At 71.2% G+C, this 22,075-nt stretch carries 20 protein-coding genes, 1 tRNA gene and 1 other RNA gene; 12 read left to right on the top strand and 10 right to left on the bottom strand.

Annotated elements, in window-relative coordinates:
- Positions 1 to 4: 4 nt before the first annotated feature.
- Positions 5 to 1,186, top strand: a complete 1,182-nt coding sequence (locus CBF90_RS13205) for a sorbosone dehydrogenase family protein (protein WP_083990573.1) — start codon at positions 5 to 7, stop codon at positions 1,184 to 1,186.
- A gap of 47 nt (positions 1,187 to 1,233) precedes the next feature.
- Positions 1,234 to 1,788: an NYN domain-containing protein gene (locus CBF90_RS13200; protein WP_023951887.1), complete on the top strand. Its 555-nt coding sequence runs from the start codon at positions 1,234 to 1,236 to the stop codon at positions 1,786 to 1,788.
- Between the two features lie 142 nt (positions 1,789 to 1,930).
- Here the strand turns inward: CBF90_RS13200 and CBF90_RS13195 are convergent, their stop codons facing one another.
- The 3 genes from CBF90_RS13195 to CBF90_RS13185 form a co-directional block, all read right to left on the bottom strand.
- Positions 1,931 to 3,694 (bottom strand): pyruvate dehydrogenase, encoded by a 1,764-nt coding sequence (locus CBF90_RS13195; RefSeq protein WP_088380805.1) that lies wholly within the window; start codon positions 3,692 to 3,694, stop codon positions 1,931 to 1,933.
- Between the two features lie 108 nt (positions 3,695 to 3,802).
- Positions 3,803 to 5,518, bottom strand: a complete 1,716-nt coding sequence (locus CBF90_RS13190) for an AMP-binding protein (protein WP_088380804.1) — start codon at positions 5,516 to 5,518, stop codon at positions 3,803 to 3,805.
- Between the two features lie 97 nt (positions 5,519 to 5,615).
- The gene (locus tag CBF90_RS13185; protein WP_064956199.1) at positions 5,616 to 6,233 is read right to left on the bottom strand and encodes a Type 1 glutamine amidotransferase-like domain-containing protein; all 618 of its coding nucleotides are present in this window, start codon (positions 6,231 to 6,233) and stop codon (positions 5,616 to 5,618) included.
- Positions 6,234 to 6,288: 55 nt separating this feature from the next.
- Here CBF90_RS13185 and CBF90_RS13180 point away from each other — a divergent pair, with 55 nt between their 5' ends.
- Together CBF90_RS13180 and CBF90_RS13175 are read left to right on the top strand one after the other, a co-directional pair.
- The gene (locus CBF90_RS13180) at positions 6,289 to 6,693 is read left to right on the top strand and encodes a DUF3054 domain-containing protein (RefSeq protein ID WP_088380803.1); all 405 of its coding nucleotides are present in this window, start codon (positions 6,289 to 6,291) and stop codon (positions 6,691 to 6,693) included.
- Between the two features lie 10 nt (positions 6,694 to 6,703).
- Positions 6,704 to 7,201, top strand: coding sequence for a DUF427 domain-containing protein (locus CBF90_RS13175; RefSeq protein ID WP_036305025.1), 498 nt, complete (start codon positions 6,704 to 6,706; stop codon positions 7,199 to 7,201).
- Positions 7,202 to 7,241: 40 nt separating this feature from the next.
- Here the strand turns inward: CBF90_RS13175 and CBF90_RS13170 are convergent, their stop codons facing one another.
- Positions 7,242 to 7,877, bottom strand: coding sequence for an NADPH-dependent F420 reductase (locus tag CBF90_RS13170; RefSeq protein WP_088380802.1), 636 nt, complete (start codon positions 7,875 to 7,877; stop codon positions 7,242 to 7,244).
- Between the two features lie 97 nt (positions 7,878 to 7,974).
- On the opposite strand from CBF90_RS13170, the gene CBF90_RS13165 reads away from it, so the two are divergent.
- Positions 7,975 to 8,460: a hypothetical protein gene (locus CBF90_RS13165; protein WP_242435679.1), complete on the top strand. Its 486-nt coding sequence runs from the start codon at positions 7,975 to 7,977 to the stop codon at positions 8,458 to 8,460.
- 2 nt (positions 8,461 to 8,462) lie between these two features.
- Positions 8,463 to 8,660, top strand: coding sequence for a helix-turn-helix transcriptional regulator (locus CBF90_RS13160; protein ID WP_088380800.1), 198 nt, complete (start codon positions 8,463 to 8,465; stop codon positions 8,658 to 8,660).
- A 31-nt stretch (positions 8,661 to 8,691) separates the two neighbouring features.
- Here the strand turns inward: CBF90_RS13160 and CBF90_RS13155 are convergent, their stop codons facing one another.
- Together CBF90_RS13155 and CBF90_RS13150 are read right to left on the bottom strand one after the other, a co-directional pair.
- Complete coding sequence (locus CBF90_RS13155; protein ID WP_088380799.1) at positions 8,692 to 9,468, bottom strand: siderophore-interacting protein; 777 nt, start codon at positions 9,466 to 9,468, stop codon at positions 8,692 to 8,694.
- Positions 9,469 to 9,497: 29 nt separating this feature from the next.
- Positions 9,498 to 10,538 (bottom strand): beta-propeller fold lactonase family protein, encoded by a 1,041-nt coding sequence (locus CBF90_RS13150; protein ID WP_088380798.1) that lies wholly within the window; start codon positions 10,536 to 10,538, stop codon positions 9,498 to 9,500.
- A gap of 73 nt (positions 10,539 to 10,611) precedes the next feature.
- Here CBF90_RS13150 and CBF90_RS13145 point away from each other — a divergent pair.
- A tRNA-Ser gene (locus CBF90_RS13145) sits at positions 10,612 to 10,700 on the top strand.
- A 41-nt stretch (positions 10,701 to 10,741) separates the two neighbouring features.
- On the opposite strand, the gene CBF90_RS13140 is transcribed toward CBF90_RS13145, so the two are convergent.
- Positions 10,742 to 11,350 carry a cyanamide hydratase gene (locus CBF90_RS13140; protein WP_088380797.1) on the bottom strand — a complete coding sequence of 203 codons (609 nt, stop codon included), beginning with the start codon at positions 11,348 to 11,350 and terminating at the stop codon, positions 10,742 to 10,744.
- A 200-nt stretch (positions 11,351 to 11,550) separates the two neighbouring features.
- Between CBF90_RS13140 and CBF90_RS13135 the strand changes: the two genes are divergently transcribed.
- Positions 11,551 to 12,945: a dicarboxylate/amino acid:cation symporter gene (locus CBF90_RS13135; protein ID WP_064955922.1), complete on the top strand. Its 1,395-nt coding sequence runs from the start codon at positions 11,551 to 11,553 to the stop codon at positions 12,943 to 12,945.
- Positions 12,946 to 13,052: 107 nt separating this feature from the next.
- On the opposite strand, the gene CBF90_RS13130 is transcribed toward CBF90_RS13135, so the two are convergent.
- Genes CBF90_RS13130 through CBF90_RS13120 form a run of 3 tightly spaced genes read right to left on the bottom strand, consistent with a single transcriptional unit; the run spans position 13,053 to position 17,647 of the window.
- Entirely contained in the window at positions 13,053 to 15,335 is a 2,283-nt protein-coding gene (locus tag CBF90_RS13130) for a DUF3488 and transglutaminase-like domain-containing protein (protein WP_088380796.1), read from the bottom strand.
- A gap of 31 nt (positions 15,336 to 15,366) precedes the next feature.
- Positions 15,367 to 16,647: a DUF58 domain-containing protein gene (locus CBF90_RS13125; protein ID WP_088380795.1), complete on the bottom strand. Its 1,281-nt coding sequence runs from the start codon at positions 16,645 to 16,647 to the stop codon at positions 15,367 to 15,369.
- 7 nt (positions 16,648 to 16,654) lie between these two features.
- On the bottom strand, positions 16,655 to 17,647 hold the full coding sequence (locus CBF90_RS13120) for a MoxR family ATPase (RefSeq protein ID WP_023951861.1): 993 nt from the start codon (positions 17,645 to 17,647) through the stop codon (positions 16,655 to 16,657).
- Positions 17,648 to 17,754: 107 nt separating this feature from the next.
- On the opposite strand from CBF90_RS13120, the gene ffs reads away from it, so the two are divergent.
- The 4 genes from ffs (at position 17,755) to CBF90_RS13100 (ending at position 22,042) form a co-directional block, all read left to right on the top strand.
- An RNA gene (gene ffs, locus CBF90_RS13115) (signal recognition particle sRNA small type) lies at positions 17,755 to 17,851 on the top strand.
- 92 nt (positions 17,852 to 17,943) lie between these two features.
- The gene (pta, locus tag CBF90_RS13110) at positions 17,944 to 20,061 is read left to right on the top strand and encodes a phosphate acetyltransferase (RefSeq protein ID WP_088380794.1); all 2,118 of its coding nucleotides are present in this window, start codon (positions 17,944 to 17,946) and stop codon (positions 20,059 to 20,061) included.
- Positions 20,058 to 21,287: an acetate/propionate family kinase gene (locus CBF90_RS13105; RefSeq protein WP_071918375.1), complete on the top strand. Its 1,230-nt coding sequence runs from the start codon at positions 20,058 to 20,060 to the stop codon at positions 21,285 to 21,287. The genes pta and CBF90_RS13105 overlap by 4 nt, the downstream gene beginning before the upstream one ends.
- Before the next feature lie 26 nt (positions 21,288 to 21,313).
- On the top strand, positions 21,314 to 22,042 hold the full coding sequence (locus CBF90_RS13100) for an HAD family phosphatase (RefSeq protein WP_071918374.1): 729 nt from the start codon (positions 21,314 to 21,316) through the stop codon (positions 22,040 to 22,042).
- Positions 22,043 to 22,075: the final 33 nt, after the last annotated feature.

Genomic DNA, 22,075 nt, shown 5'->3' with positions numbered 1-22,075 from the left:
AACGATGAAGCGCTCGACGAGCCACGGCATCCATCCGCGTCCTCGGGGGCCGAAGGCCCTGGCCGGGGCGCTCCTCGCCTCGACGCTGCTGCTGTCCGCCTGCACCGGCGCGGCCGAACCGCGCCCGAGCGGCGGCGCGACCGCGCCGACCCCGAGCGAGACCCCGACGGAACAGGCGGATGCCGTCGCCTGGTGGCACGCCGCGGGCGAGCCCCGCGACGTCGTCACTCAGCTGGAGGTGCCGTGGTCGGTCGTCGTCCTCGACGACGGGACCCAGCTGGTGAGCCAGCGCGACGACGGCGCTGTCCTCGAGGTCGACGCGGACGGGCTCGCGCGCGTCGTGGGTGAGATCGACCTCACGGCCGCGGTCGGCGAGGGCGGCCTCCTCGGCATCGCGGTGCATGAGGACGCGGACGAGGACCGCACGCTGCTGTACGCCTACGTGACGACGGCCGATGACAATCGCGTCGTGCGCGTGGGGCTCGACGGTGAGGCGGGAAACCGCCGGCTCGGCGGTGCGGAGGTCGTGATCGACGGCATCCCGCGTGATCGCGTCCACAACGGCGGGCGCATCGCCTTCGGGCCCGACGGCATGCTCTACGTCGCCACGGGAGACGCCGGACGGCCCGAGGCGGCGCAGGAGCCCGGTTCGCTGGCGGGGAAGATCCTGCGGCTGACGCCGGAAGGGGAGCCCGCCCCGGGCAACCCTTCCGGGTCGGAGGTGTACTCCCTCGGCCACCGCAACGTGCAGGGTCTCGCGTGGACGCAGGACGGCACGCTGTGGGCGAGCGAGTTCGGACAGGATCGCTTCGACGAGATCAACCGCATCGAAGCCGGCGGCAACTACGGCTGGCCGGTCGTCGAGGGCGCATCGGACGACGAGCGCTTCATCGCGCCCCTCATCACCTGGACGCCCGAGGAGGCGAGCCCGAGCGGCGTCGCGGCGCGGGGGAACACCCTCTTCGTCGCGGGTCTGCGCGGCGAACGCGTATGGCAGATCGACGTCGAGGCAGGCGCTCTCACCGGCGAGCCGGTGGCGCTCTGGCAGGGTGAGCTCGGCCGCGTCCGCGATGCCGTCGTGGCGGGTGACGAGCTCTGGCTGCTCACGAACAACACCGACGGCCGGGGGAACGCGGCGGCCGGCGACGACCGCCTGACGCGGGTCCCCCTGGCGGCAGCGGACTGAACCGGCTTGATAGCGTTCACGGGAGACATTCGCAGACAGGGGACCTCATGACCGAACGCGTGACGTGGCTGCTCGTCGACGGCGAGAACATCGACGCGACGCTCGGTCAGTCGATCCTCGGGCGTCGTCCGCTCCCGGACGAACGACCCCGCTGGGACCGCCTGCTGCAGTTCGTCGACGATCAATGGCAGCAGCCCGCTCGCGGCCTGTTCTTCCTCAACGCCAGCAACCACCTGCCGATGTCGTTCGTCCAGGCGCTGCTCGCCCTCGACTACAAGCCGGTGCCGCTGTCGGGCGACGCCGACGAGAAGGTCGTCGACATCGCCATCCAGCGCACGCTCGCGGCGCTGAAGGAACGCGAGGACGATGTCGTGCTCGTCAGCCACGACCGCGACTTCGTCGGCGAGGTGGCGGCGCTCACCGGGCCCGGTCGTCGCGTGGGCGTGCTGGCGTTCTCGGAGTTCCGCAGCAGCGAGCTCACGGCCATCCCGGGCGTCGAATTCTTCGACCTCGAGTACGACGTCCATGCATTCGATGCGCCGCTGCCGCGCGTCCGCGTCATCCCGATCGAGTCGTTCGACCCGTGGGAGTTCCTCGCCTGACCCATCCGGTGATGGAGGCGATACACCCGTCGGACCGGCGGGGCTGGCGTCGTCTCGAGCGGGCGCCGAGGGCACACCAGCCCCGCGAGTCCGACGAATGTATCGGCGGGCGCGGGCGCGCCGGATGCGGGCCGACGGGGTGTCAGAGACTCCGGATGTGCTTGATGTTCGACTTCGCCGTCTCGAGCACCGCGCCGATGCCGCCGGAGTCCTTCGCCCCGAGCACCATCTTCGCCATCGACATCCCGAAGCCCGCGACCTGCTCCGCCGTGATCGATGCCGGCATCGAGAGGGCATCGGGGTCGGTGACGATGTCGACGATGGACGGCCCCCGGTGCGCGAGCGCCGCGGCGGCGGCCGCCTCGAGATCGGCCGGATCGGTCACCCGCTGCGCGTGGAACCCGAGCGCCCGCCCGACGGCGGCGAAGTCGACCATCGGCACGTCGACGCCGAAGTCGGGGAAGCCGGCGACGAGCATCTCGGCCTTGACCATCCCGAGCGTGGAGTTGTTGAACACGAACACGTTCAGCGGCAGGTCGTAGGCGGCCACCGTGATGAGCTCACCGAGCAGCATCGAGAGTCCGCCGTCTCCCGCGATCGCGATGACCTGCCGATTGGGGTACGCCATCTGCGCGCCGAAGGCGTGGGGGAGGGCGTTGGCCATCGACCCGTGCCGCCACGACGCCAGCAGACGCCGCTCGGGCCCGGGAGTGACGTAGCGGGCCTGCCAGACGTTGCCCATGCCGGTGTCGGCGGTGAAGACCGCATCGGATGCCGCGACCCGGTCGATGACCGACATGGCACGCTCGGGATGGATCGGCTGCGCATCCGAGTCGGTGTACGCCGCGACCGAATCCTTCATCGCCTTCCGATACCGCTTCAGCGTGTGCTGGAGGAACGCGTCGTCAGTCTTCGCGGTGGTCCGTGCGCGCAGCGCCGCGAGGGTGAGGCCGACATCGCCGTGGACGGGATGCGTGACCCCCGCTCGGCGCCCGAGCCGCTGCGCGTCGATGTCGATCTGCGCGATGACCGTCTTGGCGCCGTCGGGGAGGAACTGCTCGTACGGGAAGTCGGTGCCGACCATCAGGAGGAGATCGACCTCGTGCATCGCGTGGTCGATCGCGCCGTAGCCGAGCAGGCCCGACATGCCGACGTCGAAGCGGTTGTCGTACTGGATCCACTGCTTGCCGCGCAGCGAGTGCCCCATCGGCGCCTGCAGGTGCTCGGCGAACGCGATGACCTCCTCGCGCGCGTCGCGGACGCCCTCGCCGGCGAAGATCGCGATCTTCTCGGCCTTGTCGATGGCGGCGGCGAGCTCGGCGACGCTCCGCTCGTCGGGCGCGATGCGACCGGGGCGAGCGGCGACGAACGGCGGGAACTCGCCCGTCGAGTGCAGCTCGGCGAGATCGCCGGGCAGCACGATCACCGAGACGGACGACCCCGCGGTGGCGTGACGGATCGCGGAATTCACGACGCGCGGCGACTGCTCGGGCGTCAGGATCATCTCGCAGTAGTCGCTGCACTCGGTGAAGAGGCGCTCGGGATGCGTCTCCTGGAAGTACCCCGAACCGATCTGCAGGCTCGGGATGTGGCTGGCGATCGCGAGCACCGGCACACCCGACCGCTGCGCATCGAACAGGCCGTTGATCAGATGCAGATTGCCGGGGCCGCAGCTGCCCGCGCACACCGCCAGCTCGCCCGTGAGCTCGGCGTCCGCGGCGGCGGCGAACGCGGCGGCCTCCTCGTGGCGGACGTGGATCCAGTCGATCCCGCCCGACGCCGCACCTCCGGTTCGTCGTACCGCGTCGACGATCGGGTTGAGCGAGTCGCCGACGATGCCGTAGATCCGCTTCACCCCCGCATCCATCAGCTGGGCGACGATCTGTTCGGCGACGTTCTGCGGCACGAGGGCTCCTTCTGCTGAGGCTGTCCGGACACCCTCAGTCTTCTCCCGCCGCCTGTGCGCATGCCAGGGGTTGCGGATGGCTCGCCTGAGCGGCAGGCGAGCCGCGCCTCAGCCTTTGAGGTCGGGGAAGTCCGACTCGCGCCACTCGGTCGTCACGCGCTCGCCGGCATGCGCGGCGGCCACTTCGCGCTCGCGCAGCTCGACCCGGCGGATCTTGCCCGAGATCGTCTTCGGCAGCTCGAAGAACTCCACGCGGCGCACCCGCATGTACGGAGGCATGTGCTCGCGGGCGTGCGCGAGGATCGCCCGCGCGGTCTCGGCCGACGCCTCCCAGGATGCCGCGAGCGACACGTACGCCTTGACGATGTTGAGACGCACGGCGTCGGGCGCCCCGACGACGCCCGCCTCGGCCACGGCCGGGTGCGTCAGCAGGATCGACTCGACCTCGAACGGCGACACCTTGAAGTCGCTGGCCTTGAACACATCGTCGGTGCGCCCGACGAACGTGAGCTGTCCGGCGGCATCCCGGACGGCGACATCGCTCGTGTGGTAGTAGCCGTCGTGGTCGACCCGGGCGGTGCGCTCGGGCTCGCCGAGGTAGCCGGGCATGAGATTGAGCGGACGGATCGGCGCGGTCGGCAGGCAGATCTCGCCCTCGTCTCCGATGCGCCCGGTGAGCGGGTCGATCAGCACGATGTCGTTGCCCGGGAGCGGTCGGCCCATCGCGCCGGGCTTGACGGCGACGCCCGGCGTGTTGCCGATGACCGCCGTCAGTTCGGTCTGCCCGTACCCGTCACGGATCTGCAGCCCCCACCAGCGCTGGATCGTGTCGATCACCTCGGGGTTGAGGGGCTCGCCGGCCGAGAGCAGCTCGCGCAGTGCGCGGGGCCGCTTCTCGAGGTCGGCCTGGATGAGCATGCGCCAGACCGTCGGCGGGGCGCAGAAGGTGTTGACCGCGTTGCGGTCGAGCTGCTCGACGAGGCGCGCGGCGTCGAACCGGGCGTAGTTGTAGACGAAGATCGTCGCCTCGGCGATCCACGGCGCGAAGAACAGGCTCCACGCGTGTTTTCCCCACCCGGGAGCGCTGATCGTCATGTGCACGTCGCCGGGGCGCACGCCGATCCAGTACGTGGTCGAGAGGTGCCCCACCGGATAGCTCACGTGCGTGTGCACGACCATCTTGGGCCGCGACGTGGTGCCGGAGGTGAAGTAGACGATGGCCGGATCATCGGAGGCCACGACGACACCGGGTGCCGCGTCGTCGGCGTCGGCCGCATCCGCGAACGAGTGCCATCCCGGACGCTCGCCGCCCACGACGACGCGCTCGAAGCCGCCCGCGATCCCGTCGAACTTGGCGGCGTCGACCGGGTCGGCCAGGATGGCGCGGATGTCGGCGCGTTCGACGCGCTCGAGGAGGTCGTCGGCGCCCAGCACGACCGAGGTCGGCAGGATGACGGCACCGATCTTGAGGATCGCCAGCATCGCCTCCCACAGCTCGACACGGTTGCCGAGCATGAGCATGACGGCATCTCCGTGCCCGACGCCGAGGCCGGTGAGCCAGTTGGCGACGCGGTTCGAGCGACGACGCATCTCGTCGTACGTGACCCGCGTCTCGCTGCCGTCCTCGTCGACGACGTGCAGGGCGATGCGGTCGTTGCCCGAGGCGATGGCGTCGAACCAGTCGACGGCCCAGTTGAAGTGGTCGCCGACGTCGGGCCAGCTGAACCCGGCGTGGGCCGCCTCGGGTGAGTGCGCGTTGTCGAGCAGGAAGTCGCGGGCGGCGCGGAATGCGGCCGTCGCCGCCGTCGCATCGGGAGAAGACATGGGCCTCGGATCTGTTCTCTCGTCCGGAGCAGGCGCGGCGGACGCCTTCCGAGTCTAGGAAGAAGCGGATGCTGGGCGAAGCATGGGACGCACGGATTCAGCGCGAGGCGATCACCGTGGCGCTGCCGTCCTCGACCAGCAGCGCCTGATCGTCGCGCAGCGGGAGGAGCGCGAAGTCCGACCCGTACGTGTCGATGGTTCGGCGGATCAGCTCGGGCGGGTATTGCGGCAGCTGTCCGTCTGCGTGCGGGATCGGTGTGGCGTCGATCAGCCCGAGCCCGTCGTGGTTCTCGAGTGCGCGACCGTCGGCAGGATCGTCCATCAGCGATGCGGGCGTCACGTCGGGTCCGGCGACGATCGATCCGGCGCTGAGTCCGATGTACGGGAGCCCGCGCCGGACGTGGTCGACGAGGACGTCGTCGTTGCCGGAGAGTCGCAGGGCCTCGAGAAGCGCGAAGGTGCTTCCGCCCGCGACGTACACCGCCCCCGCGCGCGAGAGCAGACGGTCCGCGTCCTCGGGCGCGGTGTCTCGCAACGTCGCATCGATCACGTCGCGGCCGAACGAGCGCACCGCCTCGCGCTCGGCGGCGACGAAGGGCGCGTCGCGGAACGCCGCCTGCGCGTCGTCGATGTACACGATCGGGCCCGGGCGGTCGCCGTCGTCGAGGAACGGGCGCAGCGCGCCGGGATGCAGGGAGAGCAGGAGCAGTCGCACGCCCGTCACGCTATCGGGGACGGCCGACACGGTGGTGGCGGGAGAGGATGGAGAGATGATCCGTGCGTCCGTCCTCGCCTTCCTGCTCGATGCCGTCCTCGTGGTGGCGTTCGCGGCGACCGGCCGGGCGAGCCATGACTCCGATGTGCTCGCGGGCCTCTGGCACACCTCGTGGCCGTTCCTCGCCGGCCTGCTGATGGCGTGGGTTGCCGTGCGCGCCTGGCGATCGCCGACCGGGATCGTGCCGACGGGTCTGGTCGTCTGGGCGGTCACGGTCGTCGGCGGGATGCTGCTGCGCGCGCTCTCGGGCCAGGGGACGGCACTGCCGTTCGTGGTCGTCGCGACGCTGACGCTGCTCGTCCTGCTCATCGGGTGGCGTCTCATCGCCCGCGGCATCCGTTCGCTGCGGTCGCGCGGCGATGGGCGTCCTCGCAGCCGGGATGTCGCTCCTCGCGCGTAACCTGTCGGGCATGCGCCGCCCCACCCCCGATCCCGTCGGTCCCGGACAGGAGTCCGTCTGGGACTACCCGCGACCGCCCCGTCTCGAACGCGTCCAGGCGCGCGTCACGATCGATTTCGCCGCCGTCACGATCGTCGACACCGACGACGTCGTGCGGGTGCTCGAGACGAGCCATCCGCCCGTGTACTACCTGCCGGCCGCGGCGTTCGTGCCCGGCTCGCTGATACCTGCGGCCGGCAGCTCGTTCTGCGAGTTCAAGGGTGCCGCCGAGTACTTCGACGTCGTCCGCGGCACGGCGGTGCGCGAGCGCGCCGCGTGGGGTTATCCGAACCCGTCGCCGGGGTATGAGGAGCTCGTCGGTCGCGTGGCCGTCTACGCGGGCGGGATGGACCGGTGCACGGTCGACGGCGAGGTCGTCGTGCCACAGCCCGGCGGGTTCTACGGCGGCTGGGTGACGTCGAACCTCGCAGGCCCGTTCAAGGGGGTTCCCGGTTCGATGGGATGGTGACCCGCTCGAACAGGCCCGCGGAGGCGTTGCCGCGCTTCGTTCAGCGCTGGGCGCGGGCGAGGTTTGCGCGCAGCTCGTCGGCGTTCTGCCGCACGACGTAAGCGGGCTGGTCGCGCTCGACGCGCCAGCTCTCAGCGAGCGAACCGATGTCGACGGTGTCGAAGCCGAACGCGTCGTAGAGCGCCGTGACGTGGGCGACGGCATCCGGGTGGTCGCTCGCCGTCGCGAGCGCGCGCCGGTCCGGGGTTCCCGCGGGGGAGCCGTCGGTGTTGATGTCGGCGGCGGGGATGTGGTTGAACGCCTTGACGACCTTCGACTCGGCGAAATGACGCTGCGCCATCTCGGACGTCGTGGTGAGCTTCTCCTCGAGCTCGGCGATGCGGCCGTCGCGCTCCCAGTAGTAGTTGTTCGTGTCGAGCACGATCTTGCCCGCGAGCGGTTCGGCGGGGACGTCCTCGAGCGCCTTCAGCGGCACCGTCACGACGGCCCAATCCGCCGCCTCGGCCGCTTCCTGCGCGGTCGCCGCCCGTGCGCGCTCGCCGAGCCGCGCGACGAGGTCGCCGAGCGTCTCCGGCCCGCGCGAGTTGGCGATCACGACGTCGTAGCCGCGTGCGACCAGGCCCTCGGCGAGAGCGCTTCCGATGTGTCCTGCTCCGATGATTCCCACAGTTGTCATGGGGAAGGCAACGGTCGGTGGCGGCCCCGGCATTCCCTCGGGGCTGAAAACTATGTAAAGTTTAGTTAACAGTAAAGCTCACTTGACAGTCGGGAAGATGATGAAAGAGAACCGGAACACGCTGTCCGTCGCTGATACGCGCCCCCGCTGGGGACGCATGAGGTTCGGCGATCGCCGGCTCTCCGCGCTGTGGATCGCGATCCCAGCGGGTGCGCTCGCGTCATCGGCACTCGCGGCGTTCGTGGTCGCGACGGGAGGCGGCGGACCGCAGCCGGTGGTCGGAGCGGCCGTGATCGTCGCTCTCACGCTCGCCCCGTGCATCGGCTTCGCCTGGGTGGCGGTCGTCGACCGGTCCACTCTGCGAGGAGCCGCCGAGCAGCCCGAGCAGTCGGTCGAGTCGCGGTGGTTCGAGCGGGCCACGAGCGGCGCTCTCACTGACACCCTCCTCATCGTGGGGCTCGGTACGGCGACCCTCGCGTTCACGCGCGTCGAGGTCCCGACCCTTATCGCTCTGTCAGCGGTACTGATGATCGCGATGGGCTCGGTCGCGGTGCGCTACCTGGCGCAGCAGCGCCGCGGCTGAACATGGAGAACTCGGTATCCGAGCGCCGACGCGACCGGGGGTGGTCGCAGCAGCGTCTCGCCGATGAGCTCGGGGTTTCGCGTCAGACGATCATCTCGATCGAACGCGGGCGCTTCGATCCGTCCCTCCCGTTGGCGTTCCGGCTCGCTCGGGTGTTCGGATGCGCGATCGAGGACATCTTCTCCGACAGCGCAGAATGAAGGACGCACCGAGTCGTTCGGTACGGCGGGCTCAGAGGATCTGGCCGATGGGCTCGCGCTTCTCCGCCTGGAACCGGTCCTCGTTGCGGCCCCGGGCCCAGTAGCCCGACAGGGAGACACGGCCGCGCTCGAGTCCGCGCTCGTCGAAGAGCACGCGTCGCAGAGCCTTCATCGACTCGCGCTCACCGTGCGCGAAGACCTGAACGTCGCCCGCCGGCCAGTCGTACTGCCGCACGACGGCGGCGAGAGCCTCGGGGTCGTGGGCAGGGTCGACGACCCACTCCACCTCGACACCCGCAGGCGCGTCGAGAGGCAGGATCGCGTCGTCGGATTCCACCTCGACGAACGCGTGTCCGGCGGCATCCGACGGCAGCGCCTCCAGTGCGGCGGCGATCGCCGGAACGGCCGAGAGGTCTCCGGCGAAGAGATGGAAATCGGCGGCAGCATCCGGGGCGTAGCCGCCGCCCGGTCCCATCAGCTCGATCTGGTCGCCGACCTGCGCGCGCGCCGCCCACGGCCCGGCGAGGCCCTCGTCACCGTGCACGACGAAGTCGATCGAGAGGGTGCCGGCGACGGCATCCACCCGCCGGACGGTGTACGTCCGCGTGACGGGTGCGGATTCGCGAGCGGGAGTCGTGAACTTCAGCTTGACGTACTTGTCGGTCTCGGGCCGGTTCTGGAACCCCGCGAAGCCGTCGCCGCCGAGGGTCACGCGCACCAGGTGCGCGGAGAGGCGTTCGGTTCCGACGACCTCGAGCTGGATGCTCGGGCGCGGGGTACGGGGAGCGGTGCGAGAGGAGAGAGCCACCTCACCCACGGTACCCGGGGCGCCGCGGGTCAGGCGAAGCGGACCCAGTTCGCGCCCGCGCCGGTCTCGGCCTGCTCGAGCAACGTCAGCTCGGCGCCGTCGACGGCGTAGAGCGAGACCGTGCGCGACTTCTCACCCGCCGCGATCAGGCGGTCGCCGGCGGGTGAGAGGGCGAAGCCGCGCGGCTGCGGCTCGGTGGGGATGAAGGACCCGACGTCCTGCACGGTGCCGTCCTCGGCGACGGGCGCGGCGCCCAGCGTGCTCGTCGAACGCTCCGAGATCCAGAGGTACCGCTCGTCCGCGCCGAAGTGGATGTCGGCGCCCCAGACGGCGTGGTTGGCGACCGGGTCGCCGCCGATCTCACCACGCACGAGTCCGGCTGCGGGGTCGACTGCGTTGGCCCGGGAGCGCAGCTCCAGGCCGCCCGTCGCCGCGTCGCGCACGTAGTGCAGCACCTCGCCGGAGTACTCGGTCATGACGTAGACGGCGTCCTCGGCGCTGTTGAGCACCAGGTGGCGGGGTCCGCTGCCGGCGGGCGCCGCGGCGGTGCCCGGGCCGACCGGAGTCAGCGTCAGGTCGTCGCCGAGCTCGAACTGTCCGACGAGATCGTCGCCGAGTGAGACGAAGTAGGCGAAGCGCCCGTCGGAGGAGGGCAGCACCGAGTGCAGCTTGGCGAACTCGACGCGGCCGGTCGGCTCGCCGATCGCGCCGTCGGAGATCGGGGCGACGAACCCGTAGTCGCCGCCGTACGAGGCGGCGAGGAGCGCCGTGCCCCCGCGGGCGAGAGCGATGTAGCTGACCGAGCCGTCCGGAAGCGCGAAGCGCGAGCGGGGGGTGAGCTCGCCCGTGGCGCGGTCGAGGGAGAGCGTGACGATCGCCGCGGGCTCGTCGGAGGTCGCACCCTTGACTCCCGCGTAGACGAGGCCGCGCTCGCGGTCGATCGCGAAGGTGCCGGTGCCGGTGAGGCCGTCGGCGACGAAGAGCCGTTCGAGGGCGTCGCCATCGAGACGGAACACGCTGATGCTGCTGTCACCCGCGTTGGCGACCAGGACGAGAGAGGAATCAGTCACGCCACGAGCCTAGCTCCGCGGTCCGAGACCGACGCGGCGGGAGTCCACGCCGGGGACTGATAAACTCGTCGACGGAAGTGTGTCCGAGCGGCCTAAGGAGCATGGCTGGAATCCATGTAGGCGGGGTAACTCGCCTCGCAGGTTCAAATCCTGTCACTTCCGCCGAAATGAAGGGCGCCACTCCGCGAGGGTGGCGCCCTTCGTCATGCCAGGATGTCGTCCCACACCCGCCCGCCCTCGGCGATGCGCTGTGACGCGTCGAGCCGGGCCGCAGGAGTGCCGGGCTTGCGGCGCGCCTGTGCGTGGATGCACCCCGCGAACTGCGCGGCGAAGTCCCGGCGTGGATGCCTTCGCGTGACGGCCCGCAGGGTCTCGGCATCCCATAGCTCCGGCGCGACTCCCGAGACGTCGAGGCTCGTCGCGACCTCCAGCAGATGACCCTCGGGGTCGAGCGCCGGGTCGACGCTCAGCCACATGTGCCGCTCGATGACCTCGCGCGCGCGTTCGCGGCGCGCGGCGGGCCACCCCGCACCGGCCGCGAAGAGCCACGCCGCCGCGCCGCCGGCCGACTCGAACGCCATCTCGTGCGCGTCGAACGCGGGTGTCACGCCGAGGTCGTGGAGCATCGCGGCGACGAACAGCAGTTCGGGGTCGTGGTCGAGCCCGAGCGTTTCGGCGCGCAGCCGCGCCCAGGCCCACGACCGGATGCCGTGGTCGACGAGCACGGCCGACGACCACCGGCTCACCGCCTCGAGGGCGAGCGCGGCGGTGGGCGTCGGCGGGGCGAGGAGGCGGTCGAGATCACGGATCATGCGCTCATTCTGGGGTGGCGGCGGCAAACCCGACCGCCCCGCTGCCGACTCCGGCAGACATCAGAGCGCCCGTGTCCCGAAAGCGACGGCGCGAGCAGGCCGGCGGGTGTCATGGAAGGTCATACGGCCCCGGCGACCCCGATTCGGGTTTAGCGTCGGTGGGTCGCCATCGCGACGTCATCCCTCTCAGGAGCACCACCATGAGTTCTGCCACCTCGAAGAACGCCGCGCCGGCGAAGCGGAAGAAGCCCTTCTACCGCTCGTTCGGCTTCCAGATCACGATCGCGCTCGTCGCGGGCGTCCTCCTCGGCCTGCTGGCACGCCAGCTCGGGCCCGATGCCGAGGGCAACCCGAACGGCCTCGCCGCAACGCTGTCGACGATCGGCAGCGGCTACGTCACACTGCTGCGCACGGCGGTCGTGCCGCTGATCTTCCTCGCGATCGTCGCCTCGATCACGCAGCTGCGCAACGTCACCAACGCCGCGCGTCTGGCGGGTCAGACCCTGCTGTGGTTCGGGATCACCGCGCTGATCGCCGTGACGATCGGCATCGTGCTGGGTGTCACGATCCAGCCGGGCGCGCGCGTCGACGCCGGCCAGCTCACGCCCGACGTCCCCTCGAGCGTCGGCTCCTGGTGGAGCTTCCTCACGGGGCTCATCCCGCAGAACTTCCTCGGTCTGTCGGTGTCGACCTCGATCAACCCCGAGACGGGCGCCGCGAGCTCGAGCGTCGGCTACAACGTGCTCCAGATCATCGTCATCTCGGTCGCGATCGGCATCGCCGCCCTCAAGCTCGGCAAGCGCGCCGAGGCGTTCGTGTCGTTCACCGAGTCGGCGCTGAAGGTCGTCCAGCGGGTGCTCTGGTGGATCATCCGCATCGCTCCGATCGGCACCCTCGGCCTGATCGGGTCGGCCGTCGTCACCTACGGCTGGGAGAAGCTCACGACGCTCCTCTGGTTCGCCGTCGCCATCTACATCGGCCTCGCTCTCGTGCTCTTCGTCGTCTATCCCGTGCTGCTGAAGACCCACGGCCTGTCGGTGCGGCAGTACTTCTCGGGCGTGTGGCCCGCCGTGCAGCTCGCCTTCGTCTCGCGCTCCTCGATCGGCACCCTGCCGCTCACGCAGCGGGTCACCGAGCGCAACCTCGGCGTTCCGCGCGAGTACGCCTCGTTCGCCGTGCCGTTCGGGGCGACGACGAAGATGGACGGCTGCGCTGCGATCTACCCGGCGATCGCCGCGATCTTCGTCGCGCAGTTCTTCGGCCTCGAGCTGAACGCGGTGCAGTACCTGCTGATCGTGGTCGTCTCTGTCGTCGGTTCCGCCGCGACGGCGGGCACGACGGGTGCGACCGTCATGCTCACGCTGACCCTCACGACCCTGGGCCTGCCGCTCGAGGGTGTCGGCCTGCTGCTGGCGATCGACCCGATCCTCGACATGGGCCGCACGGCCGTCAACGTCGCGGGCCAGGCGCTCGTGCCGACGATCGTGGCCAAGCGCGAGGGCATCCTCGACCGCGAGCTGTACGACGCCGAGCGTTCGGGCGACCCGTTCGCCGACGACAGCGCCGACGAGGTGGAGGCCCCCGCCCGGGCCTGACGCTCGCGCCCACCGCGACGGGGCGCACCTCTCGGCATCCGGCGCAGCTTCTTCTGCGCTCGATGTCGGGATGTGCGCCCCATCGGCATGCGTGGGGCCCGCGGAGATCAGGCGCGGACGAGGAATCGGGGGAGCAGCACGGCGCCGATGCGCCGCGGCGTCGAGACGGATGCGAGCAGCCCTCGGCGGACGGCCAGGGCGTCGGATGCCGCGGCGCGGCCGATCGCGGCGTCGCGGTCGCCGTCGGGAACGTCGTAGCTCGTCCGTTCGACCGCCGCGACGAGCGCGTCGATGCGGTCGACGGGAACCGGCGGCACGGCCGCCAGGCGGATGCCGAGCGCGCGGGGACTCTCGGCGTCGTCGATGCGCACGCCGATGTCGCGGGCGCTCTCGCGGACGATCCGCCACGCCGCGAGCACATCGCCGCGTTCGGCAGCCGTCGTCTGCCACCGCCTCCGCGCGGCACCGAGGAGGGCGGGCAGCAGCACGAGCGCCGCGAAGCCGAGGAAGACTCCGCCGTAGGGCAGCGCGAGCGCGAGGGGCGAGGTTTCGGAGCCCGCGCTCGTCCCCGTCGAGGCGGTCGGCGTCGGAGTGGGGCCGCCGTCGGGCGCGACCGTCGCCGTCTGCTGCGGCGCGGGCGCGGGGGGCACGTCCTGCCCGCCGTCGTCCGGCAGCGGCTGCGCCGAGCGCGTATAGCTGGCGGGGGTGCCGAGGCTGTTCGTCGGCTCGAACGGCACCCAGCCGATGCCGGCGAAGTACACCTCGGGCCACGCGTGCAGCTGCGAGCTCAGCACCGTCGCGACGCTCTCGCCATCGACGACGCGGCCGGTCAGCGTTCCGGGCAGGTATCCGACGACGATGCGGGACGGCATGTCGAGCGTCCGCGCCATCACCGCGAACGCGGAGGCGAAGTGCACGCAGTAGCCGCTGCGCACCTCGAGGAAGTCCGCGATCGCGTCGACGCCCGATCCGTCGAACCCGTCGGAGACCGGAGCATCGAGCGAGTAGGTGAACTCCGCGCTGCGGAACCAGCGCTGGAGGGCGGCGAGCCGGTCGTAATCGTTCTCGGCCCCCGCGGTGACCTCGCGCGCCGTCCGCTCGATCGCGGCGGGCATGTCGGCGGGCAGCTGGGTGACGGTGTCGGGGAGGCCGTCGATGGTCGTCCCGGCCGCCTGGATCTGCTCGAGGGTCGGACGCACGACATGGGTTGTCGTGACGTACTCCTGTCCCTGCGTGTCGGTGTCCGCGGCGACCACCGTGCGGTTGGAGGGCATCGCCTCCCAGCCGCCGGAGAGGTCGTCCACGCGCACGGCCGGGCCGGGTACCGGCAGCCATGCGGACGAGAGCTGCGTGATGCTGACGGTCGTCTGGTACTCGGTCACCCGCACGTCGGGGTCGGCGACGACCGGACCGAGCGCCTCGGGAGTGAGGGGGGTGGTCTCGTCGCGGTCGGGTTCCCAGACGCGTCCGTCGAAGCTCGAGAGCGTCGCGGCACGCAGGTAGGGCATGCTGGGCGCGTTGGTGCGGGTCGTGAGCACCTCGACGTCGGTGGGGCGCCGCAGATCGTCGCCGAGCTCGAGGCTGGCGTTGATGGTGGTGGCGGGGCCCGTTCCGATTCCGACGCGCGGCGCGGGGCGGGGGAGCTCGGGCACCACGATGACGGTCGCCACGATCGCCGTCACCGCGAGGCCCGCTGCGAGCACGGCACCCGAGCGTGGCAGGCGGCGCCGTGGTTCGGCCTCGCCGCGCTGTCGCGCCTCGGCGGCGCTGGCGGCTGCGGCCGATCGGGCCAGCGCACGCTCGCGCGAGCGGGTCTCGGTCCGGATGAGCAGGAGCACCGCGGCCGCGAAGACGACGAACGCGATCAGGTCGACGGGCGCAGGCACGGACAGTGCGGGAATCAGCCATACCGCGACGAGGGCGATGGCCGCCAGCAGCGGCATCCGTGCCGTGATGACGGTGTGGTCGAGCAGGATCGTGAGAGCTGCGACCGCGGTCACGGCGAGAACCGCGAGCGGGCGGTCCGCGGTGAGGGGCGCGACTCCGTTGACGATCTGCCCGCTCGCGCCGGCGATGAGGGACGGCACCTCGGCGAAGGTTCCGGGGGTCGGGATGACGAGGAGCAGCGCGGTGTCGCCGAAGTAGACGGCGGTGACGAGTGCACCCGCCGTCACCAGCTCGGCGAGGGTGACCACGACGGCGGGCGTGTGCAGCCGCCGCAGTCCGACGCCGACGAGCAGCAGGGCGGCCGCCACGGCGACCGCGACGACGAGCCACGTGCCGGCGGCGACCACGCGCAGCAGCGGGAGGATCGCGGCGACGATCGAGAGGAGGAGGACGGCCGCCAGGGGCGTGTCGCCGGTGCGGCTCAGCTCGGCTCGCGAGGGCATCGTCGGACGATGCCGCCACCGGCGCGACGGATCAGTACGCGGCACGAGCGGTCCCCCGTTCGGTCGCGGCTCGCCAGCTCTCGGTGAGGTCGCCGTCGGGAGTCAGGACGCCGGCCCGCCAGCCGGCGGCGGATGCCCGTGCGAGCGCCTGTTCCGAGGATTCGGCCGCCAGCAGCACGGGAAGCGCGCTGTGCGCCACGAGCGGCGCCAACGCATCGGCGTCGGCCGTCGTCACGCGTGCGGAGACGACGACCACCGGTCCCGCGACGGTGCCTGCGAACAGGCGGGGGAGCGCCGCCAGTCGATCGTCGGAGCCGGCGACGATCGTGGCCAGGTCGAGGGCCAGCTGCTCGACCGCGACGGAATCGCCGGCCGGAACGGGCACGCCCACCGGATGTCCCTCCGAGTCGATGACCGTGACGTCGTAGCCCTCCCGGGCCAGGCGTGCGACGGCCGAGATCGCCGCCGTCACGGCGGCCTCGAACGCCGGGTCTTCGCCGGGTCGCGACGCGGCGGGAGCCCAGCGGGACGCCGCCCGGTCGAGCACGACGGTGGCCTCGGGAGTGGACTCCTGCTCCTCCTGACGCACCATCAGCTCGTCGTGGTGCGCGCTCGCGCGCCAGTTGATCCGCCGCATCGAGTCGCCCGGCGCATAGGCCCGGGGGATGAGGTTGTCGGCGCCCTCGCCCAGCTGGTGCGTCGCGGTGTGGAGGCTGCCGCCCGCCTCGCCGGGGTATTCCGTCAGCGGGGGAAGCATCACGGTCGCCGGCGCGACGGTGATCGGCTCAGCCCGGCCCATGCGGACGCTCCGGCGGGTGAACCCGAAGGGATCGGTCACGACGAGGGCGAAGGGGCCGACGTCGCGGATGCCGCGCCGGGTGCCCCGGATGCGGTAGGTCAGCCGGATGCGGTCGAGAGCGGCCGCACCGGTGAGGATGCCGGATGCGTCTCCCTCCACGCCGTTCGGCAACATGTCGGTCCACCGGGCGATCGCGCCGGAGACCCCGCCGCGGGCCGTCGCGTGCACGGTCACGACGCTCTCGCTCCCGACGGCGGCGACGTCGGGGGAGAACGAACGCGACACGTCGCCGTACCTGTGGACGAACCACAGCGACACCCAGCCCAGTGCGACGGCCGCGATCAGCAGCACGCCGACGTATACGAGCTCCACGACGCCGAAGGCGTGCGCGCAGACGATGGCGGCGACGGCGATCAGCAGCGCGCCGCAACCGCGGGCTGTCAGCGGCCAGGCCCGTCGGAGGGCGGGGCCCAGCCGATGCCGGCGGTGAGCCGGACGGGAAGAACCGGTCATGGCGGACTCAGCGGACCGGCAGCGGCACCGGCACCGTCGCGGCGATGTCGGCCAACGCCGCTTCGACGACTTCGGCACCGCTGCGGCCGCGGGACGCGCCGGTCGTCCGCGCCGGGATGAGGCGGTGGGCGAAGACCGGCTGAAGCAGCGCGACGATGTCGTCCGGGATGACGAAGGGGCGGCCGTCGAGGGCTGCCCACACCTTCGCGGCACGGACGAGCTGCAGAGTGGCGCGGGGACTGGCCCCCAGGCGCAGGTCGCGGTGATCGCGGGTGGCGCGGGCGATCGCGACCGCGTACTCCTCGACGGAGGGCGAGACATGCAGGCTGCGGGCCCAGGCGATGAGATCCTGCACCTCGCGCGCCGTGATGACCGGGGCGAGCGACGACAACGGGTTGACGGTGTCGCGCTCGCGCAGCATCCGAGCCTCGGATCCGGCGTCGGGATAGCCCATCGAGATGCGCATCATGAAGCGGTCGCGCTGCGCCTCCGGCAGGGCGTAGGTGCCTTCCATCTCGAGGGGGTTCTGCGTCGCGACCACCAGGAACGGCGCGGGCAGCGCATGGGTGCGCCCGTCGACCGTCACCTGGCGCTCCTCCATCGCCTCCAGCAGCGCGGACTGCGTCTTGGGGGAGGATCGGTTGATCTCGTCGGCGATGACGATGTGGGCGAAGATCGCCCCCTGCTTGAACTCGAACTCGCGATCGGCCTGATTGAAGACACTCACGCCCGTGACGTCGCCGGGCAGCAGGTCGGGGGTGAACTGGATGCGGCGCACCGTGGCGTCCACCGTCGCGGCGAGCGCACGCGCGAGCATCGTCTTGCCGACGCCGGGCACGTCCTCGATGAGGAGATGCCCCTCGGCCAGGAGGCAGACGAGCGCGGAGCGCACCGCCTCGGGCTTTCCGTCGATGACGCGGGCGATACTCGCCGAGATGGCATCGGTGGTGGCGGCGAACCGGTCGGGACCGAAAGCTGCCTGGGTGCCGTGGTTGGTCATGCGATCCCCTCGTTCTCCGCGTCGCGTGCCCCGCCGCGTCGCGCCCGTCTGGCGAGAGCCTAACCGGCCCCGGTGACGGGAGGACTCAGGTTCCGGGTTAGACTGGTGACAGCTCTCCGCGAGGCGGCATCCAGGCCAACTCCCCCAGGACGGAAACGTAGCAAGGGTAACCGGGCTCTGCCGGGTTCGCGGAGAGTCTTATTTTTCCCCCACCGTCGTGGCCTGCGGCATCCGCCGCCACGACCGTGGCGATATTCACGGCTCGTGGTCAGGCCTCTCCCTCTTAGGCTGAACCCGTGGCTCAGAGCATCTACATCACGTCCGCAGAAGGCCATTCCGCGAAGTCGATCATCGCGCTGGGGGTGCTCGAGGCGTTCAGCCGCGTCGCGCCGCGCGTCGGCGTCTTCCGGCCGATCGCCCGGTCGACGGAGGAACGCGACTACGTCCTCGAGATGCTGCTCGACCACGACGGCGTCGACCTCGCGTACGACGAGTGCATCGGCGTCACCTACGACGACATGCGGCGCGACCCCGACGGGGCGCTCTCTCGCATCGTGGAGCGGTACAAGTCGGTCGAGGCCAAGTGCGACGCCGTCGTCATCATGGGCAGCGACTACACGGATGTCGGTTCCCCCGCCGAGCTGAGCTACAACGGCCGCATCGCGGTGAACCTCGGCGCGCCGGTGCTGCTGGTCCTCGGCGGACGGGCGGGACAGGGCGGCGGCGAGAAGCTCGGGTCCGCCCCCGCGCGCACCCCTGACGAGATGGGGCAGATCGCCTCGCTGGCGGTGTCGGAGCTGCGCGGCGACCGCGCCGAGCTGTTCGCCGTCGTCGCCAACCGTGCGGACGGCGATCGTCTCGACGAGATCATCGACGCCGTGCGCGGCGCGGTGCCGCAGAGCGTCCCGGTCTGGGCCGTGCCGGAGGACCGCTTCCTCGTCTCGCCGTCGGTGAGCACCGTCCTGGCCGCGGTCGAGGGCTCGCTCGTCAAGGGCGACGCCGACCTCCTGGGGCGCGAGGTGCTCGGGGTCGTCATCGGCGCGATGTCGATGGTCAACGTGCTCCCGCGGCTCAGCGAGCGCTCGGTCGTGGTCATCCCCTCCGACCGGGCCGAGGTGCTGCTCGCGACCCTGCTCGCGCACGGGTCGGGCACGTTCCCCTCGCTCTCGGCGATCGTCATCAACGGCGGGTTCCCGCTGCCTGAGGCGGTCGACCGGCTGATCGACGGCGTCGGCGAGACGCTCCCGATCATCGCCACCGATCTCGACACCTACGAGACCGCCGCCCGCATCATGGGCACGCGTGGGCGCCTCGCGGCCGATTCGCGCCGGCACTACGAGGCGGCCGCGGCCCTGTTCGAGCGGCACATCGACACCAATGAGCTGACCGAGGCGCTCGGGCTCGCGCGGTCCACCGTCGTGACCCCGCTGATGTTCGCGTACGGCCTGGTCGAGCGGGCGCGCACGGACCGCCGCCGCATCGTCCTGCCCGAAGCCGACGACGACCGCGTGCTGCACGCTGCGTCGATCGTCCTCGCCCGTGGCATCGCCGACATCACGCTGCTGGGCGAGGAGATCGAGGTGCGCTCGCGAGCGCTGGAGCTCGGTCTCGACCTGCGCGGAGCCGAGATCCTCTCGCCCTTCGACGCCGTCCACGTCGACAAGTTCGCCCGCGAATACGAGCGCCTGCGCGCTCACAAGGGGATGACGTACGGCCAGGCGGCCGACACGGTCACCGACGTGTCGTACTTCGGCACGCTCATGGTGCACCTCGGTCTCGCCGACGGCATGGTCTCGGGAGCCGCGCACACGACGGCGCACACGATCCGTCCCGCGTTCGAGATCATCAAGACCAAGCCCGGCGTCTCGGTCGTCTCGAGCGTCTTCCTCATGGCGCTCGCCGACCGCGTCCTCGTCTACGGCGACTGCGCCGTCATCCCCGACCCCACGAGCGAGCAGCTCGCCGACATCGCCGTCTCGTCGGCCGAGACGGCGCGCCAGTTCGGCATCGACCCGCGCGTGGCGATGCTGTCGTACTCGACGGGGGAGTCGGGGTCGGGCGCCGACGTCGACAAGGTGCGCGCGGCCACCGCGCTCGTTCGCGAGCGCGCCCCCGAGCTGCTGGTCGAAGGACCGATCCAGTACGACGCCGCGACCGACGCCGCCGTCGCGGCCAAGAAGATGCCCGGATCCTCCGTGGCGGGCAAGGCGACGGTGTTCGTCTTCCCCGACCTGAACACCGGCAACAACACCTACAAGGCGGTCCAGCGCTCCGCCGGCGCCGTCGCGATCGGTCCCGTTCTGCAGGGTCTGAACAAGCCGATCAACGACCTCTCCCGCGGAGCCCTCGTCGAAGACATCGTCAACACGATCGCCATCACCGCGATCCAGGCCCAGGGAGGGGCATCCGCATGAGCATCGTGCTCGTCATCAACAGCGGCTCGTCGTCGTTCAAGTACCAGCTGATCGACGCCGAGACCGGGCTCCCTCACGCGTCGGGTCTTGTCGAGCGCATCGGGCAGGAGCAGGGCCGGGTCAAGCACACCGTGTTCTTCCCGCCCGCCGCTGGCGGGGAGGCCGCGGTCACCGCCACCGACGCCACCTTCGAGCGCGAGCTTCCGATCGCCGACCACACCGCGGGCTTCCAGCTCATGCTCGACGCGTTCGCCGAGAACGGCCCGTCACTCGAGCAGCACGCGCCCGTCGCCGTCGGCCATCGCGTCGTCCACGGCGGCGCGCGGTTCTTCGAGCCGACGCTCATCACGCCCCTCGTCGAGATCAACATCGACGAGCTCTCGGTGCTCGCGCCCCTCCACAACCCCGGCGCGCTGCAGGGCATCCGTGCGGCCAAGGCCGCCTTCGCCGACCTGCCGCACGTCGCGGTGTTCGACACCGCCTTCCACCAGACGATGCCGCCCGCCGCCTACACCTACGCGATCGACGCGGCGCTCGCCGAGGCGCATCGCGTCCGCCGCTACGGGTTCCACGGCACGTCCCACAAGTTCGTCTCCGAGGCCGCCGCGGCTCACCTCGGCCGTCCGCTCGCCGAGCTGCGCCAGATCGTCTTCCACCTGGGCAACGGCGCATCCGTCACGGCGATCGACGGCGGTCGCTCGGTCGACACGTCGATGGGGATGACGCCGCTGGAGGGCCTGGTCATGGGCACGCGGTCGGGCGACATCGACCCGGCCGTCATCTTCCACCTGGCCCGCCGCGCCGAGATGACCATCCCTCAGCTCGACGACCTCTTGAACAAGCGCAGCGGCATGCTGGGCCTTGCGGGGGTCTCCGACATGCGCGACATCGAGGACGGGGTCGAGCGCGGCGATGAGGCGGCCACACTGGCGTTCGAGGTCTACGCGCACCGGCTGCGCGCCTACGCCGGTGCGTACCTCGCGGAGCTCGGCGGCGTCGACGTCATCTCCTTCACCGCCGGCGTGGGGGAGAACTCCCCGCTGGTGCGCGCCGCAGCCCTCGAGACGCTCGGGTTCGCCGGTGTCGAGATCGATCCGGCCCGAAACGAGCAGCGCGGGCGCGGCATCCGCCGGATCTCCACGGATTCCTCCCGGGTCGAGGTGCTCGTCGTCCCGACGAACGAGGAGCTGGAGATCGCGCGGCAGACCATCGCCGTGACGGCGTGACCGCCGGACCTCATTACGCTGGTTCCGTGACCTCGGCTCAGCTTCCCGACCTGACCACTTACGACGGCGTCCTGTTCGACCTCGACGGCGTGCTCACCCCGACCGCCGACGTGCACATGCACGCCTGGCAGGCCATGTTCACCGAGCTGTTCACGGCCTGGGGGATCACGCCGGAGTACACCGCGGACGACTACTTCCGCCATCTCGACGGCAAGAAGCGCTACGACGGCGTCGCGAGCCTGCTGCGTTCGCGCGACGTCGAGGTGCCGTGGGGCGACCCCGGCGACGACCCGTCGGCCGACACGATCTGCGGCATCGGCAACCGCAAGAACGCCGTGTTCGAGCGCGTCCTGCGAGCCGAGGGAATCGCGCCGTACCCCGGATCGCTGGCCCTGGTCGACAAGCTCCAGGCCGCCGGGGTCCCGATCGCCGTGGTGTCCAGCTCGAAGAACGCGCGCGAGGTCCTCGCCGTCGCGGGGCTTCTGGAGAGGTTCCCCGTCGTCATGGACGGCGTCATCGCGGAGGAGCGCCACCTGCCCTCCAAGCCCGCGCCCGACGTCTTCGCGGAGGGCGCGCGCATGCTCGGCGTCGATCCGGCCCGTTCCGTCGCGATCGAGGACGCCCACTCGGGTGTCGAGTCGGCAGTCGCGGCAGGCTACGCTCTCGTGGTCGGCGTCGATCGCGGCGCCGGCGCCGACGCGCTCCGCGCGCTCGGAGCCCACGTCGTCGTCGACGATCTCGACGCGTTCGTCTGACCCAACGTCAACACCCGCCCGCATCGCCCGCCT

Source organism: Microbacterium sp. AISO3 (assembly GCF_002204305.1).
GTDB classification, from domain to species: domain Bacteria; phylum Actinomycetota; class Actinomycetes; order Actinomycetales; family Microbacteriaceae; genus Microbacterium; species Microbacterium arborescens.
This window is presented reverse-complemented; position numbering and strand designations above follow the sequence as displayed.